The sequence below is a fragment of the Pelagicoccus mobilis genome (genome assembly GCF_016595505.1).
GTDB classification, from domain to species: Bacteria; Verrucomicrobiota; Verrucomicrobiia; order Opitutales; family Opitutaceae; genus Pelagicoccus; species Pelagicoccus mobilis.
This window is the reverse complement of record NZ_JAENIL010000018.1, coordinates 26,937-47,019: the sequence shown is the minus strand read 5'-3', so window position 1 is coordinate 47,019 and position 20,083 is coordinate 26,937. Positions and strand designations below refer to the sequence as shown.

The window sequence follows — 20,083 nt, the reverse complement described above, 5'->3', positions numbered from 1 at the left end:
GGCCAATGATAACGGTGGAGAGAGGGGATTGGTTGAACTTCGTTCAAGTGCTCCGGACGCATACTTCGCTCGCGAGCTCGTTTCGTCGAACTCTCTTCCAGAGCTTCTCACCTCCTTCCGTTGTTTAACGCAAAAGCCTCCCGAACAATCTACGTGCTGGGAGGCTTTAAAAGTGGCGGAGTACCGAGCGAAGCGAGACTTGAGGAGCATCGCGACGAAACAAGGGGCACCCCGAACGGAGTCGCTTTTGTCTGAGACAAAAGTGGCGGAGAGAGGGGGATTCGAACCCCCGGTAGAGGACGCCTTTTTCTTTTGTCTCATTTTTGTAAAATGCTCTATTAGAGTGGAATATGTAGCATTGTGCTCAAAAATCAAGGTTTGAAAATTGCCAGTTTAGATTGGCAAGTGGCAATTTGATGGCAATTTGCCAGTTCTGAAAATGAGGTGAATCTGAAAGCAATCTGGAGTTATCTCGTGCGGCGTTACGCCGAGTGCCTTTGGGGGCGATTGACCATAGGTTTTTCGGAATGCTGGGGAGAAATAGTGGAGATAATTGTAGCGGGAGAGGAGGGAGGCTTCTGAGGCATTGTAGCCGCAGAGGAGGAGGTCGTGGGCTCATGTTCACAAACTCGCGGGGAGCATAAGTGGTAGGTTTCTAGAAGGTGACACGGAGCTGTACTACATCGAAGATGTTACGGTTCAGTAGTGAGGTTTTTGCTTTGTGACTGTGAGAGAATAGGCTCTCGTGGTTACTCTTGTTATCCCGCTGTACAAATGCTGCTAAATGTCGTCCCCTTCGTGCATCGTGGGGGACGTTCTGCTTGTTAGGTGAATGTTTTGTCAAGGGGCTGCCAAATGGTGTGTTTAAAGCTTCTTTCGGACAAATTTGTGCGGAATCGAACTTCGAGCATTGACCAGATCGGGCTCTTTCTTTTTGTGAATAGGAAACGATACCTGTTGCTCCTATTTCTGTTAAGAAACGATGTCTATTTACAATGCTGAGTGGCTCGCTTTGCCGGGCCAAGAGAAGATTCGTCCCTCGGGGATCGAAAAGGGTAAGCCCCTTTATCTGGATTTTGTGCGGGATTTCGAGATTGGCGACGGTGTTGATCTTGACGGGATCGTAGGGGAGGTCACGGCGAACTCTCACTACCTGCTTTACGTCAATTCGGAGAGGATCGCCCACGGGCCAACTCCAGGTTCTCGCCAACTTTGGTATTTCCACAAGCACGCGATCCCGGCAGGGATTTTGAAGAAAGGTACGAACCGAGTTTCGATCCGTGTTTTTCACGAAGGGTATGACTTCCCGAGCATCTCCGAGTTTGATGTAGGGGAACCGGGAATGCTTTTCAGTCTGTCTTCGTCGAACGAAATCCTTTGCCGCAGTTCGGAGGACGGCTGGAAGGTGCGGATCAGCCCTGAGTACAGCACGGTGGGAAGCCGTCTTAGCGAGTGGAATGGCTACAAGGAGTTCTATCACGGCGACAAGAAGGACAATTGGATGTCGGCGGGTGACGAGATCGGCCCCGAGTGGAAGGATGCGTTTTCGCGGGGACCAGCTGTTAACTCCCGCTATGCGGTCAACCTTGAGGAGTACAAGCTGCCGGATCTAGAACGACGTGTTATCAAGCAGAATCTGGTAAGTGACTTTTCTCGGAGGGGATCTTGGTTTTTTGATGTCGACGGAAAGGTGGTCGTTTCAGCGGAGGGATTGAAACTGCCGGTGAGAGTTGAGCAGCAGGTATATGGAGCTTCGCCTGAGTTGGTTTTTGACTTCGAGAAGGAAGTCGTCGGTCGACCGGAAATCAAGATAAGCGGTGACGAAGCGATTGTCGAAGTCTGGTACGGGGAAAGTCTCGATTGCTACCGTACGGATGTCGTGAAGTTTCACGGTTCGGTCCGGGAGTGGAAGGCCTATCACCGTCGGGCGTTCCGCTTCATCAAGCTGGTGATCATACAGCAGTCCGGACCGATCTGTATCGAGTCGGTGGCGCATCACAACGAGATGTATTCATTTCCTGCTACAGAGTATCGCGGCGTTGAAGATGACTTTCTCAAGCAGATCATCGACGTGAGCGATTACACATTGCGGATTAGCTCTTCTCAGCATTTCGAAGGCTGTCCTTTGCGTGAGCCGGATCTCTGGACCTTTGATGCCCGTATCATGGCCTTGATGAGCATGTACCTCTACGAGGAAGATCCGCTCGGTAGAAAGTCGATCGAGCAACTCTTTGCTTTGCAGAATCCGCAGGGGCGGGTGCCTTGTGTAGGCCCTCGTGAGAATGGTCAGTACTTGCCAGATTTCCAGCTGCACCTCTGCATCATGTTGCACGAGCAGTATTTGTTTAATGGAGACTTGGAATTTATCAAGCGATGGTACCCTTCGGCGAAGCTTGCCGATACCTATATTCGCAGGTACTTCACTGGCGAGTTCATCAACCTGACTTCTCAGGAAACGCCGTTCTTTGACTGGGGTGTGGGAATTGAACGTTTGGGTCGTACCAGTTTTATCCAAGCGCTTTACGTCCAGCACTTGGAAGCAATGGCAGCAATGGCTGAACTCTGCGGTGAAGCGTCCGATGCGGAGCTCTTTGGTGGTCACGTGAAAACGCTGCGCACCCGTACCCATGAGGTCTTCTTCGAAGCAGAGAAAGGCTTGTACCGGGAGGTGCATCCATCTGAGGGCGAATTCAGCGCGAGCTTCCAAAGCAACATGATGCTGTGCGCGGCGGGCATCCCAGATCAGGAGCTCGGCCGCTCAATTCTTGAGAAATTGCTCGAGCCGGATGCTTACGTGCTGCCGTATGGACCAAGTTTTTATCTCATCGTCTTCGAGGCGCTTGAGCGTTACGGAATGGGGGATCGCGTTCCGGAAGTTTTGAATCGTTACTGGAAGCCGATGCTCGATCGCGATGCAAAGACTTGGTGGGAAGTCTTTGATCCGAACACTTCCGATGATATCTATCCTCATCCGTTCCTCGGCAATACGCCAACGCTCGAGATGGATTGGATCCCTGTATCCCACGTTCATGCTTGGTCTGGCGTTGCGGTAATTGGTATCCACCGGAGCATGATGGGCATCGTGTTTGATGGCAAAGGCGGCTTTCGAAAAGCTAGAAAAGAATTTAGGAAATAGGAGAAATCGAAAATGAGCGATTGGAAATTTGAAGCTGATCCGAACAGCAAATCATACAGCTTAACTTACAAAGGAGACGAGGTCGCGATCGCTGACTGTCTACCGGAAATCATCGTAAACGGTCAGTCCATCAAGCCGGATCAAAGCTGGACCATGGGTACAGGAGAGAACGAGATCCGTTGGGCTCTTGAGAGTAAATGGGAGATTTCTTTATCGTTGGTAGCGGAGGGGCGGAAGCTCAGCCTAGCTACCAACTGGAAAAACCTCTCGGGCGAAAGCGTATCGGTGGACTGGCTAAATCCTCTCTCGGGAGGTGAGCTCATATCCACCATCCGGTTTGACCGTATCCTCAACAACGGCAAGGACATGGTTGGGTTCAGCAGTCTCTACGACGTAGCGAACAACTACGAATCCTACAGTGTTGTTGGTTTGACCGATAGCCAAGGCAACAATGCCCTGACCGCAGGCTTCACTCGTCTGGAAACAGCGTTCTACACCTTCATTACGGATTTCAAGGCGGAGGGGAGGCATACGCTTACTTGCCGCTGCGACCGGGAAGGTATCGAATTGAGCGCTGAAGATTCGTTGGAGATTTCGCCTCTAGTTCTGGAAGCGGGATCCTCGCTAGCCGGACTCATGCGATCTTACGCCGAGTCGGTTGCGGCCATTCTTGGTAAGCGCAACCCGGGCAAAGCTCCGGCTGGCTGGTGCAGCTGGTATTACTACTACGATACGCTCACAGAGAAAGACCTGTACGACAACATGGACGCTCTGCAGGAGATGAAGGATGAGCTCCAAGTCGATTTCGTTCAGATAGACGACGGATGGAATCTCGAGTCAAAAACAAGTGAGAAGGTTTGGGGCGATTGGCATGCGGGCGGGCTTTTCCCAGGTGGCATGAAAAAGGCAGCCGACGATATCAAGGCACGTGACTTTGTTCCCGGCTTGTGGCTCGCTCCGTTCTCGGTCGACAAGGTGAGCCAGTTCGCAAAGGAAAATCCGCATCTTTTGGTCAAGGACGAGGAGACAGGTGAACCCAAGGATTACTGGGGAACCTACGGGCTGGACCTCAGCCACCCAGGTTCGATCGAGTTTCTCAAGGAAACCTTCACTCGCGTGTTTGATGAATGGGGATTTGAATACATCAAAATCGACTTCCTCATCCACGCTATTTTCCCGGGTGATCGATACGATAATTCCAAGACAACCGCGCAGCTCTTCCGCGAGGGCATCACTGCGATCCGCGAGGTCGCGAAAGATCGCTACATGCTGGGCTGTGGTTCTGCTATGGGGCCGGCGATCGGCCTGTTTGACGGGATGCGTATCGGATACGACGTCTCTTCGCGTTGGTATGTGCCGATGGGCGATTGGCCTTTGGGTAACTGTAATATAAAGACCTCGGCCGTACAGCATGTATGGAGATATTGGATGCACGAAACTTGGTGGCAAAACGACCCAGATTGCTTGCTCGTTCGGGACTATGCGCCGGAGCCTGAGTTCGAGAACTTTCGCCGTCACGCGCCTGATTATGTCGACAGCCCTGCCTACGGACTTACAGAGAACGAAGCATCCTGTTGGGCACAGATGGTATGGATGACCGGTGGTTTGGCCATGATCGGGGAGAACATGAAGGAGCTAGAAGGTCCCCGTCTAGACCTGCTCAAGTCGTCTTTGCCCGTGCACACAGGCAAGGTGCGCTGGTTCGACCACTACGGTGACCCGCATCAACCAGTACTCGTTAGCGAGGAAGGCCCCCTTATGATTGGTGTCTTCAACTTAACTGATGACGATATGGAACTCGAGTTGGACAGCACGAATCTCGGCCTCGGAGAGGAGTGGAATTTCACAGAAAGACTTTCCGGTGAGAAATTCTTCGGCAAAGGGGTAAGCGTTCGTTTCCCAACCCTTCCAGCGCGATCTGGAAAAATCTGGATACTGCAGGAGTAGGTTGCAGTTAATGATCGAAGATAATCGCGTTGTTTTAAGTGTGTTTAGGAATCCAGTATATGAATACAAATGTAACCGGAGTCAGGCATGTTTCCAACTTGAGGCGAGGCGAGTTCCTGGGCTTTCAAAGCTGAGGCACGGAAGCTGAAACAACTCGGAATCCGATCGTGCTATGTGATTTGCCTGGTTCGAAGCTATCTCGGAAGGCGGCTCGAGAGTCCTGTGCCAAGCTCGACCAGCTTCCCCCGCGAATGACTCGTCGCGAGCCGGAGTCTGGGCCGTTTGGATCGACAACATTTTCACTCCCGAGGCTGCTGGAATGCCAGTCTGAGCACCATTCCCATACGTTGCCATGGGTATCGAAGAGTCCCCATACGTTTGCCTGTTTGCCGGCAACCTCGTGAGTCGCTCCCTCGCTATTGTCGTTGTACCAGCCCGCTTTGTCCAAATTTGGGTCCACCGAAGCTCCCGTGATATCGCCTGTGTAGAAGGCGGTCGTCGTTCCGGCTCGGCTGAGGTATTCCCATTCCGCTTCGGTGGGAAGACGGTAGCCGTTTTTGGTGAAGTCGATCGTCCAGTCGGAGAGGTTAATGGCTTGCGACTTCTCGCCATCTTTTTGGGTAAGGTAGTGGCAGAACGCCATCGCGCCATGCCAGGTGACTTCGATGCAGGGGAAGTCGCCTTTGCCGTCTTCGACGACAAACAAGATGCCATTGAAACTTATCTGGCAATCCGGGTCGTTTAGAGAGAGCAATTGCTGCTGGGATTCGTCTCCAACGACTGTCACCGATTGTGAGTCCGCATCTAGGAAACCACGTTGGAGTGCCCAGTTGAGCACATAGGCCATGTGGTAATTTGTTACTTCGGTGCCGCCAACTAGGAGATTCTTAGTGATTTCGACCTGATGTCGGATCTCTCCGCTACCTCGTCCGATCTCGGCGTTGGGAGAGCCCATGGTGTAGGTGCCAGCTGGGGCGGAAGTAAAATCATTGGAGTTGGGGCTGCGATCGATCCGCGAGATCCCGACTCGGTAGAAGGCTTCCGCTGGATGATTCTTCAGACTCAACCGCAAGGAGTCGCCGCCGGGCAGAAGTGCCGTCGGGTCAATCGCTATCCAGTTCTTGAGCAGGGAGCTGTATTCAATGGCGTAAACGACTTCGTCGTTGTTCGGACCGAAACGGAGATACTCTCTTTTGCTATCCTCGTAGCCGAAGTGGAAGCGGGAGGAGTTGTCCTTGGGATCAAGGTTTGCCAGGAACTCAAAGCCATTGCTCTGCCCATCCTGATCCGGGTCGGCGTGTTCGCCTACAATGCCCTGATCTAACTGCTCCTGTTCGCTGAAATGCTGTAGCAACCATGACTTGTATTCGAGCGTCTCGCCGACGGCCGGAGACGACGCCTCGAGTGTTGTTAATGAAAAGCTGAGAGGAAATGTGAGAAAGGAGAGTGCGGTTGAAAGCTTCACGGCATGCTAGATTGAGTTCATGCGATCGGCCGTTGAGGTACGGCCTCGGCGATGAGAAACATCTAGTGGGAAAACAGCGCTACCGCTTGGGAGGCAATTCGAAAGGAAACGTTTCCTTTGTTTCGCGGCAAAATAGAGGAAACTCTGAGAAAAAAATAGAGCGGTACCGTGGAGGTACCGCTCTAGTTGGAAATGCGTTTTCAGCTGCTGGGAGCTGTAGGTTCTTTTCTGCGAGAACCTTAGCCGTTTTCGCGACGCTTGGAGCTGAAGCGGAGAAGGACGAGGCCCATCAGTCCCATACCGAAGAGTGCTGTTGTAGAGCCTGTGTCCGGTACTTGAGAAGGATCCGACGGTGTTGGTCCTCGTACAGTGCCTTCGGCGAAGCTGGAAAAATCCCAGGGGTAGGCGGAGTACATTACATCGCCTGGCATGAGTGCGCTAGTGAGCGAAAAACCAGAGAGAGAGCTGCCGATCAGGATGTCATCCGCACCAATATCATCCAAAGCGAAGAACTCAATCGCTGAACCCGTGGGATTCAAGGGGAGTTCAATTCCGGCAAAGTCCCAGCCCTGAGGCGTGACGACGCTACTTGCAAAATCCCACGCGGAGGTTGGAAAGTCGAAATCCAGTATCCACGAAGCGATGTGGAAGCTGCCGTTCGAGTTGTCGATGGTGTAGTTGTAAGTGTAGGTACCATCCAAGTTGTCATCAACCGTGGAGGTGATGACAACTGCAGCTGCTTGATTCGCTGCGAACAGCGAAAGTAGGGCTACCGCGGCAGTCGCGATCTTGGTTCGTCCAAAAAGAGAAAAGCGTGTTTTGTTTGATTTCATTATATTGAAGGGTTGCTGACTATTGGATCTTAGCGTGGTTAGCGAATCGTTTCCTATGGTGAAAATGTTGTAAAATCCTAGAGGGATTTGGAAAGACCATATGGCCTTGAGGGGACCGGTTCAGTGACTGGGGGATTGGATTAGGTTCAATTCTCCCGGCGGTCGTTTGTGTAGATGTTTTAGGTTTTCGAGAGTCCTTCGGGAAAAGGACCCCGCCCCGAAGGGCGGGGATGTTTGAGATTGAAAAACTTGAGGGATATCCCCGCCGCGGACGGCGGAGACAGGATCGTTCAAGTCGTATTTCGTGACTACAGAGCTCCGAGGAGTTCCTGGATAGACATCAGATCGGAGTAGAGGAGCTCTTGAGTGCCACAATCGGTGATCCAGTCTATGTTACGGCGGGAGCGATCTGGGCTACCGCGGAGCGCGCAGCCATCAGTTGTTTCGATCAGCATTCCGAGTCGATGAGCTGCCGCAGCATAGTCACCGTTGGCGATGTCTGTTGCGAGTTGCTCAAGGTTGACCACGAGGGTCGCTTGCATGCGTGTGTTGACCACGGCTTCAGCGCCTAGACCAGAGACCAGCTCGGCTGCTTCGAGGGCAGTGACTTCGGCGAGCTCTTGGGCTGTCAATACGGTGACAGTTACCGAGGAAGGCTCGTTTGGTCCGAGGAGGTCGCTCACTGTGAGGCTGACTTCGTAGTCACCAGCAAGGTCAGCGACGAAGAAGGTGCGTTCGCTTGCGGGATCGTCGAAGGCTGCCGCGCTTCCCTCAGGAGAGCTGATGCTCCAGCTGTAGGAAATCTCGTCGCCTTCTGGGTCAGTGCTTGCGCTCGCGTTGACGTAGATACTGTCACCCACGACTGGCATTTCGGTCTCGACCTCGATGAGGCCGCTTGGCGCTAGGTTCTCGGTGCTAACCGTTACCATGTCGACTTCGCTTCGGTTGCCATCCTCGTCCTCTACAATGAGGAAGATCGTGTACATACCGGCGAGGTCAGCTACGAAGCTTGGAGTTGCGGTGTCAGCTCCGGCGAGGACAGCGGCGCTGCCAGCTGGAGTTGATCCGAATGTCCACTCGTAGGTGAGCTCGGTTGATGGAGTCTCGTCGTCGCTTGAGGCGCTACCGTCTAGATCGACGTTTTGGCCAGGGCGGATCGCTTGATCCAATCCTGCTTCCGCAACTGGGATAGCTGCTTCGTCGAGTTCGATGGTGAGGGTGCCAGAAGCAGAACCTTCGTAGTTTGCATCTTCGATGGTTGCTACAACAGGGTAGGAACCGATCTCAACGGGGGCTTCGGAAGAGCCGGCGTAGGTGAGGGTCACCGCGAGGCCTTCGGGATCAGTCGATACGCTCACTGACTTAGCGGAGCCGTCGTGGTCCTGAGTGAGGTTGTCGAGCGTGACCGTTGCGCTTGCTTTGGCGATGGTGAGCGTTGCAGAGGCGGAGCCAGTGTAGTTGGCGTCGCTCACTGTTGCTACTACATCGTAGCTGCCAGCGTTGGTCGGGGCGCTTGCAGAGCCGTCGTAGGTTACGTCCACGGATACACCGCTTGGAGTGGTGCTTGAGGTCGCGGACTTAGCGGATCCGTCGTAGGTATGGCTCAATCCGGAGAGGCTGATAGTCGCTTCAGCAGGAGTGATAACCAAGGTGGCGGATGCGGAACCGGTGTAGCCGGCTTCGGTGATGGTGGCGACAACCGCGTAGCTGCCTGCGTCGCTTGGAGCTTCGCTAGAGCCGTCGTAGGTCACTTCAACAGCGAGGGCTGCTGGAGTTGTGGTAGCGACTACGCTCTTGGCTGATCCGTCGAATCCTTGCTCGAGGTTCGAGAGGGCGACTTCTGCGGTAGACTCGGCAATGACCAAGGTGCCTGATGTGGAACCTTCGTAGTTGTTGTCAACTACAGTCGCTTCAACGGCGTAGTTGCCTGTTGCGCTTGGAGCGCTAGCGGAACCGTTGTAGGTGACTTCAACTGTGAGGCCTGCTGGGCTGGTGGTCGCGCTCGCTGCTTTGGCTGTGCCGTCGAACTCCTGGGCTAGGTCGCCGAGGGTCACGGTGGCAGTTGCCTTAGCGATCTTGAGCGTTGCCGATGCAGCGCCAGAGTAGCCTGGCTCTGTAATGGTGGCGACGACTGCGTAGTTGCCAGCGTTGACCGGAGCGTCAGCGGAACCGTTATAGGTGACCTCAACTGCGAGACCTTCTGGAGTTGTGGATACGCCAACTGTCTTGGCTGATCCGTCGAATCCTTGCTCGAGGTTGGAGAGGACGACATCCGCAGTGGACTGGGAGATGACCAAGGTACCTGACGCGGAACCTTCGTAGTTGTTGTCAACTACAGTGGCCTCGACCGCGTAGCTGCCCACTGTGCTCGGAGCGCTTGCCGAACCGTCATAGGTGACTTCAACAGAGAGACCTTCAGGGCTCGTTGTTACACTTACTGGCTTAGCTGCCCCATCGAATTCCTGGGCGAGGGCGCCGAGGGCTACGTTGGCAGTTGCCTTTGCGATAGTGAGTGTTGCCGATGCGGAGCCTGTGTAGTTCGGGTCTGTTACAGTTGCCTCGACTGCGTAGCTGCCTGCTTCAGTAGGAGCGTCAGAAGAGCCGTCGTAGGAGACTGCGACTGATACGCCATTTGGAGTGGTGCTAGCTGAGGCGGACTTTACGGATCCGTCGTAAGTGTGGCTCAAGCCTGAGAGGCTGATGTTTGCTGTCGCTGGAGTGATTACCAGAGTACCTGTCGCAGAGCCAGAGTAGCCTGCTTCAGTGATCGTTGCTTCGACTGCGTAGCTGCCAGCCTCGGATGGGCTCACTGTTGAACCGTTGTAGGTGACGCGGACTGCGAGATCGGCAGGTATTGTCGTTACGGATACGCCCTTGAGAGCTCCGTCGTATTGTTGCTCGAAGTTTCCGAGGATGATTTGAGCAACAGACTCGCCGATGGTGAGGGTAGCCGAGGCGGAACCTTCGTAGTTGTCGTCCGCGATTGTCGCTGAGACCGCGTAGTTACCCACCGCGCTAGGAGCGCTGGAGGAACCGTCGTAAGTGACCGTTACGCTGAGGCCTTCTGGAGTTGTCGTTGGGCTCACTGGCTTGGCTGCACCGTCGAATTGCTGGGCGAGTCCGCCGAGCGTGATGCTCGCCGTCGCCTTCTCGATGGTGAGTGTACCGGTCGCTGAACCTGTGTAGTTAGGATCGTCGATGGTCGCTTCCACTGCGTAGCTACCAGCATTCGTTGGCGCATCGGCTGAACCGTCGTAGGCGATGTCTACTGAAAGACCGCCTGGAGTGGTGCTTGCAGATGCAGACTTAGCAGATCCGTCGAAGGTCTGAGTCAAACCAGAGAGGCTGATAGAAGCTTCGGCAGGAGTGATGACCAAAGTACCATTCGCAGAGCCAGTGTATCCTGCTTCTGTGATAGTAGCGACTACCGCGTAGCTGCCCGCGTCTGTTGGAGCGCTTTCGGAGCCATCGTAAGTCACGCTGACTGCGAGACCTTCTGGGGTTGTGCTGACGCCAGCGGTCTTGGCTGATCCGTCGAAACCTTGCTCGAGGTTAGAGAGCGAGATCTGAGCGGAGGCTTGAGTGATGGCGAGCGTTCCGGAAGCGGAGCCCTCGTAGTTGTCGTCGACCACTGTTGCTTCAACAGCGTAGTTGCCGACCGCGCTCGGAGCGCTTGCTGAGCCTTCGTAAGTGAGGCTCACAGCGAGACCTTCTGGAGTCGTCGTAGCAGTTGCGGACTTAGCGCTTCCGTCGAAGGTTTGCGAAAGGTTGCCGAGAGCTACGTTCGCAGTCGCCTTAGCGATGTTGAGCGTGCCTGTTGCAGAGCCTGTGTAGTTCGGGTCGATAATCTCAGCGGCGACGCTGTAGCTACCAGCGTAGGTTGGAGCAGTCGCGGAGCCGTCGTATGTGATGGCAACAGATACTCCACCTGGCGTGGTGCTTGCGGAGGCCGCCTTTGGAGAACCATCGAAGGTCTGATCAAGATCGCCCAAGCTGATAGTAGCTGAAGCCGGAGTGATGACCAAGGTAGCGGAAGCAGAACCCACATAACCCGCTTCGGCAACAGTCGCGACAACCGCGTAGCTACCGACATTTGTTGGGGCCGTGGAAGAACCGTCGTAAGTCACGTTCACCGCGAGGCCACCTGGAGTAGTGGAAACGCTCACTGGCTGAGCCGCGCCATCGAACACTTGAGAGAGTCCGGAGATGACAACATCCGCTACCACTGGTGGAGGTGGAGCGATTACCAGTGTTCCGTTCGCTGTTGCGGCAGTGTAGTTCGGGTCATTAACGGTAGCGAGTACTGTGTAACTGCCGACTGCACTTGGTACAGTTGAGGAACCGTTGTAAGTTACGTCAACAGGAAGGCCGGAAGGCGTCGTTGTAGCAGTTGCAGCCTTCGCAGAACCGTCGAACTCGTGCTCGAGGTTGGAGAGCGAAACGCTCGCGGCTGCCTTCTCAATTACGAGTGTGCCTGAGTTAGAGCCGATGTAACCGGGCTCAGTTACTGTGGCCACCACTGCGTAGCTACCAGCGTTAATTGGCAGGCTGGCCGAACCGTCGTAAGTCACGCTCACTGCCAGAGCGGCAGGGGTTGTGCTAACGGTGGCCGATTTTGCAGAGCCATCGTAGGTCTGGGTCAGATCGGAGAGATTGACGCCTGCGATCGCATTTACACTCAAGCTCGCTGGATTTGAAGTGACGCTTCCTACGAGGTTTGTGAGCACTACGCTGTAATTCCCAGCATCGCCAAGAACTGTGGAATCGATCGTATAGCTTGCGCTTGTGGCTCCGACGATGTCGATGCCGTCTTTCTGCCACTGGTAAGTAGGCCCAGGGACGCCGGTTGCGGTGACTGCGAAGGTTGCGCTGTCACCTTCCGTAACCACGAGGGCCGCGGGTTGTCTTGTGATGACGGGAGCGCTTGTCTTGATGACTTGCACGTTGTCGTAGGCGAGGTTCTCACCTGAGAATCGTATGCGCATTGTCTTGCCGATCACGTCAGGTTCTGACCATCCATCGTGATTTGTTCCGTCGAAATGAGCGCTGTCGAAGGTCACTGTAACGGTCGTCCATTCGCCTTGAGTTAGAGTGAAGTCCTCGCGGGTCGGATCCCAAGCGGGACGGTGAAGGGCCTGGCCCATTTGAGCAAGCCAGGTCTGGGAGTCTTCGATGATGATCTCCGCTCGTCCAGCCGGGGTGGTCAATGGAGAGACGTCTACTGTGAGAGTGTAGATGGTATTCGCATCGACTGTTCCAATCTCTTGGAAGACGTGGTGATCGGCATCCATCACGAATGCGATCTGGGAGCCGTCAGAAGCTGTAGCTGGAGCTCCAATACCGTCGCGAGCAAAGGTAGTGCCGCCGCCGCCGAGGAGACCCCAGCCTTGGAGGTTATTTGCCCATCCGTTTTCGGGAAGGGCAGGCTCTTCGAAGCTTGGGTTGATAATAGCGACGCGTTCTACAATTGTAAGCGTTGCAACATCTGAGGTAAGGCTACCATTGTCGTTTGTAATGACGACGGTGTAGTCGCCACTATCGGCAGCTGCTACTGGATTGAAGGAGAGGCTAGAACCTGTTGCTCCACCGATGTCGATTCCGCCCTTTTGCCATTGGAAGGTGGCCGCTCCCGCATAGCTGTCTGCAGCGACAGAGAGAGTAACGCTATCGCCAACGATACCAACTTGAGAAACAGGCTGGGAAGTGATGACGAGGTCTGCATTGGCGGTTTTAGTGAGGTACGCGTTGTCGTAGACGAGATTGTCGCCGGACATGCGAACGCGTATGTTGTTGCCGACGACGCTTGGGGCATCGGCACTGTTGAATGTGAGCGTGACTGTGGTCCATTGCCCTGGGGTCAATGTGAATTGCTCGAAAGTAGGATCCCAAATTGGGCGGAAGGACATTTGCGGCATTAGAGGAGACCAGGTGTCGGTGTCGTCGATGAAGACTTCCGCTCTTCCTGCCGGGTTGTTCATGGGGGCGATGTCGACGCTGAAGGTGTATGTCGTGTTCGCATCAATAGTTCCGACTTGCTGGAAGAGGTGATGGTCGCCATCCGCCACAAACGCGATTTGAGTACCGTCAGTGGCGTATTCCATGCCTGGAATGCCAGCTCGGGCGACCGTGGTGCCGCCGCCACCGAGGAGAGTCCAGCTTTGGACGCCGTTGGCCCATTGGTTAGTTGGAGTGAGGGCGGGCTCTTCGAAACTTGTGTTGAGGAGAAGGCTAGGCTGCTTCATTGTGAGCGTCGCGACCTCCGAGGTCTTGCTGCCGTTGACGTCTGAGACAATCACGGTGTAGTCGCCAGCGTCGCTCTCTGAAGCGGGGTTGAAGACGAGGCTTGAGCTTGTCGCTCCTGGGATGTCGACTCCGTCTTTTTGCCATTGGTAGGAGGCAGCTCCAGCGGTGCTGTTTGCCTCGACGGAGAGTGTGACGCTTTCACCAATGAAACCAGTTTGTGAGACTGGGTGAGATGTGATGAAGACAGTCGGGTTGAGAGTTTTGGTAAGCCTTACGTTGTCGTAGGCAAGATTCGTGCCGTACATGTGTACGCGGATCGTGTTGCCGTTGATGCTTGCGAAGTCCGCACTGTTAAAGGAAGCCGTAACCGTCGTCCACTGCCATGGCGTTAGCGTGAAGTCCTCGCGGTTCACATCCCAGAGCGGGCGGAAATGGGCCTGGGCTGGGGATTCGGTCCAGGTTTGGGAATCATCGATCATGACCGACAAGAACGTCCCGCTCATATCGTCCCCTATAGGCGCAACGTCGACACTTAGGGTGTATGTTGTATTCGCATCCATGGTACCGACTTCCTGGATGAGGCGGTGCTCGGCGCTGCTCGCAAATACGATTTGGGAGCCGTCGGTATTCGGTGTCGGAACTCCAATGCCATCTCGGGAGAGTGTGGTGCCCCCGCCTCCTAGAAGAAGCCAGTCTTGGGCGCCATTCACCCAAACGTTATCTGGGGAGGAGAGGGCTGGCTCTTCAAAACTAGGGTTCTGTATATCATTGGCCTGAAGGCTGTCTCCGAAGGAGCAGGCTGCGACCAGCGTGGTTAAGGCGGCGAGCGACCGCTTTAGGGTTCGGCTCATCGACCTGAAGCCGATGCCGAGAGGGGGCGTCTCGCGACGCGCCAGTAGGCGTTCTTCCATGAGTAGGGGGTGTTTGGTTTGGAGGTTGATGTCTGCCGACGTATTCGTCCGTGAAAAGGAATCGGGATGAGGCCGGTCTCCACTTGCGGCGTCGGTAGAATATGGATGGGGAGGTGAAGAAGCCGCTGAGGCGTTCTTCATCTTGTCGTGTGAAATATCAGTAGCGGTTTAGGGGGGGATTCAGGCGATCTGTTGGGTATTGAAGGCGGAGAGTCGGCTGCTGCTATTTTCTTGTAAAAAGTAAGTGTTAATCCAAAGACAAGCCAAAAGGAAACGATTCCTAGTGCGGGTATTTGTAAAAACCGTTAAACGGATAATTTTTATAGGTAACGTTACCTTTTGGCATTGTACTGCCGGTAATTCCGGAAATCTTAAAGGCCACCTATCATGCTATTTTCATCATGAAGAACTCATCTATGTACGAATTTGCCCGTGAACAATTTTCTGCCGTTGGAGTGGATACTGAAGCGGCGCTTGAGGCTTTGAACGAAATCCCAGTTTCCATGCATTGCTGGCAAGGCGATGACGTTGACGGCTTTGAAGCTCCAGAAAAAGCAGGGGCAGGGAATGGTTGTGTGGCGACTGGCAACTATTTGGGTAAAGCGAGCAATCCGGCGGAGCTAATGGCTGATCTCGAGCAGGCCGCTTCGCATATCCCGGGGCCGTTGCGTCTTAATCTACACGCGAATTATGCAACGGACGGTTCGCCATTGCCGGAGCGTAATGAACTGACGGTTGAGAATTTCCGCAGCTGGATCGATTGGGCCAAGGCGAATCAATTCGGAATCGATTTTAATCCTACCAGTTTTAGTCACCCGAAAGCGGAGGATGGTTTTACGCTGAGCCACAAGGATGTTGGGATCCGTCAGTTCTGGATCGAACACTGTATAGCGAGTCGAAAGATCGGGGCGGCGATTGGTGAGGAGCTTAATAGCCCAGTGGTGAACAATATCTGGATTCCGGATGGGTATAAGGACACTCCAGCGGATCGTATGGCTCCGCGGGTACGGTTGATGGAATCCTTGGATGCAATCCTCGCGGAGGATGTATCCAAAAAGTGGAATATCGATGCGGTCGAAAGCAAGCTGTTCGGTATCGGAGTGGAAAGCTACACGGTCGGCTCTAGCGAGTTCTATTTAGGGTATGCGGCGACACGCCAAATCGCGCTGTGCTTGGATGCCGGGCATTTCCATCCTACCGAATCGGTCGCAGATAAGATTTCGGCGGCTTTGCTCTACGTGCCGGAGTTGCTTTTACACGTGAGTCGAGGTGTACGTTGGGATAGTGACCACGTGGTGGCCTTGGATGATCCGACAACTGCGATTCTGCAGGAGTGTGTGAGCAGCGGCCAGATGGACCGTATCCACGTAGGTCTCGATTTCTTCGACGCGTCGATCAATCGCATTGCCGCTTGGGTAATCGGCACGCGCAATGCGAAGAAGGGGCTGCTTAAGGGCTTACTTCAGCCAACTAAGCAGCTGCGTGAGCTTGAGCAGGCGGGTGATTATACAAGCCGTTTGGCTATGATGGAAGATGCTCGTTCACTGCCATGGGGCACGGTTTGGAACGAGTATTGCGAACGCCAGCAAACGGCTGGCGATAACCAGTGGCTTGGGGCAGTGAAGCGTTACGAGCAAGAGGAGCTGGTTAAGCGTTAAGAATTCTCAGGTAAATGAGTCAAGGCGCAGGCACCGCTTCATTTATGGGGTGGTGCCTGTAATCTTTATTCGCAAGGAAGCATGCATTTTTTCTCAAAGCTTAAACCCTATATTTTTGTCCTATTGATCCTCGGCCTTTTGGGGCTGGGTAGCTTGCTCGTTCCGTCCAAGGTACGGCATTTCAGCGAGCGTGGCTTCATCAATTTTCGCTCGCCGGGCAAACCCTACGAGAACATCGCAGAGATAAATAATCCGAACGTGATCGGCAGTGAGATGATCATCTGGTGGGGCGACATCGAAGCCGAAGAGGGGAAGTATGATTGGGAGCGGCTCGACGCTGAGTTTGCGGCTTGGGAAGCGGTGGGCAAGACGGTCGATGTACGTCTGTCAGCGGTTCATAACAATTTCGAGAACACTCCTTCGTGGGTGTTCGACAAATACAACGTGCGCCGCATAGCCCGTGGCACCTGGTCCGGTTTTGAGAACGGAATGGACGATTTCCAGCTCTCTGGTAATGGGATACGAACGAAGGGGAGTATCTCCGGAAACTGGACAGTAAAGGCGGGAGCATCTACCTCGGGAGCGACTGCCTTTCTGGCGACTGATCCGAGCTATTTTTTCGACCGTGAGGCCCAGTATACAGCTCAATTCGACTTCCGCATGTCGAGTCCGGGAATCCTGACGTTGAGGGCGAAGTACTCGAGCGGCGAGGGTGCTCATGTATTCACTCAGAGCTTCACTGGGGCGGCTGGTGAAAGGAAGACAGGTTCAGCTGTAGTCGGTTTCAATGGTAGTAGCATCGAATCGATGACCTGGGAATGGGAAGGCTCTGGCGAGGTCGAGTTGGACAATCTTTTTCTTTGCAAGGTGAACGCCTCGGCCGACTTCGTCGTCAATGAACTGGACGAAGATCTCGGAGTTTGGCTGTTGGGTGAAAGCCAAGAAGACAAATACTCGATTAACTGGACTTCTGGATCTATCCGTGCCGATAGCAAAGTGGAAGGGCGAACGGTAGTCCTTCGCAACAATGTAGAGCTATTCCCGCTTCAGAAGGGACGAGGCTATGCGGCTCACTGTCTTGTGCGTGCTGTTAAGGATTCGCGTGTGGTGTACCGCTTGGTTTCCGAGAACGGAGATAGGGTACTCGAGGAGCGTAGCTACGATCTTAAGAGCGGACAGGAGGAGTTGATGCGTGGGTACTCGCCTCGGACAACGGCAGAGGACTTTCGCATGGAAGTTAGCCTCGAAGGTGTGGGTGAGATCGAGATCGATACCCTGAAGCATCGGGTCTGGTCTGACCAAGGTCCGTGTTTCCCGAATTATTTCGATCCGATTTTCCGAGAGAAATGGAGAGCCTTGGTTGAGGCGTTTGCGGATCGCTATGAGGATCACCCGTCACTAGGTATTGTCAATGTAGGGGGACTGGGACGCTGGGAGGAAGTGATGCTCGATGAAGACGAGCCGGGCGTTCTGGACGAGCAGTGGATGGCTTACGGTTTCACACGGGATAACTACTTGGAGCATATCATCTGGGCGATGGATCTCTACCGTGAACGATTGCCGGATACGCCATTGCGAATCTGCCTAGCCTACGGCCTCAAGAAGCAAAACGACATTGGCTGGATGTACCGCCGAGTCGCTCAGGAAGCGGTAAGGCGCGGAATTGACATCAAGCAAAATGGCTTGAGCGAGCTCTACGATACTTGGGATGAACATACGGACTCCAGCTACGTTTGGTTTCGCTACAAGCACACTCCGGGAATTTCGCTGACTCACGAGACGGGCGGTCAGATCTACCGTAACACCTTGAATGCGATGGGGCATCCAGTGTCGCTGCTGAACCGGACGATGCTCAACGGCACGGATTACGTTTTCCTCTATGATGGAGACATTCGAGCCCAGCACGTTCAGAAGTATTTCTACTTTGCGATGGAGCAGTTGGGACGCCCGCTTATCACGAAGTTCTACTCGCGCTTAGGGGCTTATCCGCTCGTGAACGAACACTCCAATGTTCCAGTCCCGTACCGGAACATGTGGCTTGGCTTGCGACAAGTCGATGTCCAGCCAGATGGAAAGGCGAAGTTTACGATTGTTGATGGCGAGCGTTGTGCTGCCACGTATCCGCCTCATAATGACAAGATTGTCTTTGATGTTGATGATCGTCAGCAATACGATGGCATGTTTGGTGTTGTCGTGAGTGTTGAGTATTTTGACGAGGGTAACGGGCGTTTCACCACCGGCGTCCAGAATGCATTCACGGGAGAGTGGATGGACTTGGGAGTGACGCAGAAGACCGACAGCAAGACCTGGAAGACTGTATCCTACTACCGTCCAAACTGGTGCGACTCACCACGTAATCAAGGCGCTGATAATGTTAACGATCTCGTGATTCGTGATCTCAGTAATAGTTCGACCTACGTGAGAAACGTGGAGCTAAACTTCGTGCCCGCCCGCGAATGGAAGACTCGTGAAATTGGAGAATCTAAAGCGGAAAAATTCGAAATGTATTCAGTTCTTAATGGCAAGTTGTCTCGACGCGTGAGCGTAGCTAGCAATCAGCCATTGAACCGTTTCTCGATTCCTCTTTGGACCGAGGGCTACGACGAAAATGGGCTGATGTGCTCGGTCTACGCCGTGGTAGGCGGAGAGCGCGAGCTGCTGACCCGCAAGGAATATTACATGGCGGCTGATGCGGATTGGCTGGATCTGTATTTCGTAGCTCCACAGGAATGTAGTGAGTACGTTATCGAAGTTTCCGATCCTCTGGGCAAAATTGGTTGGTACAAGGACATTCAAGGTGAATTGGCTGTGCGAACCGGAGGCTATGTTGAAGAAGTGGATACGCAGCTCCTGGATACACGGAAGGAAAACGATGGTTTTGTCTTTTCTGCTGAGAAGCCGTTCTTTGGCGTTCAGTGCCTATTCGATTCATCGGAGGGGCCGGTGAGCTGGAAACTGCTGCGCTGGTTAGGCGAGAGTGGTTGGTCGGAACCGGTAGCGGCAGGGACGATTTCGACTTCGCAGGACAAGGCTTACTTTGAAGCGCAAACAGCGGGGAAGTATAAACTTGTCGCAGATGGTATCGAGCAATTGGATTTGAAGCCATTGTACTTGGTTCGACTTGAGGAAGCTCGCTTGCCGGTGATTCCGATGCCGGAGAATCGGATTATAGATTGGACTATGGATCGTGCGAGCAACCTGTCTGGCTGGAACGTTATCAGAGGTCTGCAAGTTCTCGAGGGTTCAGAGGCGAACTTGAAGGTTGCAGTTACTGAAACTAATCCGGTGATCGAGTCGTCTGTTATAGATCTCAGCAGTGATGCGACTCAGGGGATCTTGCTTCGTATCAAGAACGGTACTGGCGCTGCCATGGCGCGTGTGTATTGGAGAAGCAAGGACGAGGCGTTCAAATCGGCTAAGTCCATCTTCGTTCCTTTGGTTTCCAATGATTCGGAGTTTAGAAACGTAGTGTTCCCGATCGGGAAAGAGGATGCGTGGACTGGACAGTTGGAGCAGTTACGAATCGAAATTGTTTCAGGCCAAACCGATAGCGGAATTATCGAGTTGGACACTATATCAGTGTACACGACAGTGAAACTGTAGGTTGAAGGCTATGAGCGTTCGCCCTTCTCGTGATGCGTAGTCATGCGAGGCATACATCATCCTCCAGATCTTCGCTTTGAGTGAAAGTCTGGACGATGTAGACAAGATCGCTCAAAGCATCGTGTAAGGCTTCTTCTTGGTGATCCTTCAGGACAAGAAGCTCTCTATATTGGCAGTGTTCTTTTTCGCCAGCACAGGCTTCCACTGTGCTGGTTGTGAAAACACTAGAAACTTCGAATCGCGATACTTGAAATAGGTGTATCCATCCAGCTGCTCCATCATGTTTT

Annotated in this window: 8 protein-coding genes; 4 read left to right on the top strand and 4 right to left on the bottom strand. The window is 53.7% G+C overall.

Translation table 11 applies throughout. The features are described from left to right. Nucleotides 1–982 precede the first annotated feature (982 nt). Nucleotides 983–3,136 (top strand): alpha-L-rhamnosidase-related protein, encoded by a 2,154-nt coding sequence (locus JIN87_RS11185; RefSeq protein ID WP_200355647.1) that lies wholly within the window; start codon nucleotides 983–985, stop codon nucleotides 3,134–3,136. Nucleotides 3,137–3,148: 12 nt separating this feature from the next. Continuing rightward, complete coding sequence (locus tag JIN87_RS11180; protein ID WP_200355646.1) at nucleotides 3,149–5,083, top strand: glycoside hydrolase family 36 protein; 1,935 nt, start codon at nucleotides 3,149–3,151, stop codon at nucleotides 5,081–5,083. Between the two features lie 124 nt (nucleotides 5,084–5,207). On the opposite strand, the gene JIN87_RS28205 is transcribed toward JIN87_RS11180, so the two are convergent. From JIN87_RS28205 to JIN87_RS11165, 3 genes are all read right to left on the bottom strand, one after another. Then, nucleotides 5,208–6,548, bottom strand: a complete 1,341-nt coding sequence (locus JIN87_RS28205) for a formylglycine-generating enzyme family protein (RefSeq protein WP_200355645.1) — start codon at nucleotides 6,546–6,548, stop codon at nucleotides 5,208–5,210. 239 nt (nucleotides 6,549–6,787) lie between these two features. Beyond that, the gene (locus JIN87_RS11170) at nucleotides 6,788–7,381 is read right to left on the bottom strand and encodes a VPDSG-CTERM sorting domain-containing protein (protein WP_200355644.1); all 594 of its coding nucleotides are present in this window, start codon (nucleotides 7,379–7,381) and stop codon (nucleotides 6,788–6,790) included. Nucleotides 7,382–7,689: 308 nt separating this feature from the next. Beyond that, entirely contained in the window at nucleotides 7,690–14,676 is a 6,987-nt protein-coding gene (locus JIN87_RS11165; RefSeq protein WP_200355643.1) for an MBG domain-containing protein, read from the bottom strand. Between the two features lie 260 nt (nucleotides 14,677–14,936). On the opposite strand from JIN87_RS11165, the gene JIN87_RS11160 reads away from it, so the two are divergent. Both JIN87_RS11160 and JIN87_RS11155 read left to right on the top strand, forming a co-directional pair. Then, nucleotides 14,937–16,193: an L-rhamnose isomerase gene (locus JIN87_RS11160; protein WP_200355642.1), complete on the top strand. Its 1,257-nt coding sequence runs from the start codon at nucleotides 14,937–14,939 to the stop codon at nucleotides 16,191–16,193. Nucleotides 16,194–16,274: 81 nt separating this feature from the next. Next, nucleotides 16,275–19,796 (top strand): hypothetical protein, encoded by a 3,522-nt coding sequence (locus JIN87_RS11155; RefSeq protein WP_200355641.1) that lies wholly within the window; start codon nucleotides 16,275–16,277, stop codon nucleotides 19,794–19,796. Nucleotides 19,797–19,836: 40 nt separating this feature from the next. Here JIN87_RS11155 and JIN87_RS11150 read toward each other — a convergent pair whose 3' ends face one another. Beyond that, on the bottom strand, nucleotides 19,837–20,001 hold the full coding sequence (locus JIN87_RS11150; protein ID WP_200355640.1) for a hypothetical protein: 165 nt from the start codon (nucleotides 19,999–20,001) through the stop codon (nucleotides 19,837–19,839). Between the last annotated feature and the right edge of the window lie 82 nt (nucleotides 20,002–20,083).